Below are 284 nucleotides of genomic sequence, written 5' to 3'. Positions count from 1 at the left end.
GTTCGCCAGTTCCATTCGCTGGCGAGCTTCCTCACCTATTGCCTGGGCATGGTGCGCTCGGACGTGGCTCTGCTCGATGCGCCACGCCTGGGCGTAGCCGAGGCGCTGTCACAGCTCGAACCTGGCGATGTCGTCATCATAGCGAGCTGCGCGCCCTATACGCGCAGCGTCGCGGAGGTCGGCCGCATCGCCGCGGCAAACGGCCAGAGCGTGATCGCGATCACCGATTCCCGATCCTCGCCGCTCGTCCCTCCGGCCGAGCATGCCTTCTTCATCCCTCACGC

At 66.5% G+C, this 284-nt stretch carries 1 protein-coding gene; it reads left to right on the top strand.

Annotated elements, in window-relative coordinates:
* Window positions 1–284, top strand: a 284-nt coding sequence (locus EN850_RS35880) for an SIS domain-containing protein (protein WP_136093092.1), incomplete at both ends; no start/stop codon positions are given.

The sequence above is a fragment of the Mesorhizobium sp. M8A.F.Ca.ET.207.01.1.1 genome (assembly GCF_004794715.1).
Lineage (GTDB): Bacteria > Pseudomonadota > Alphaproteobacteria > Rhizobiales > Rhizobiaceae > Mesorhizobium.
The sequence above is the reverse complement of the archived record's forward strand: the minus strand, read 5'-3'. Positions and strand labels throughout refer to the sequence as shown.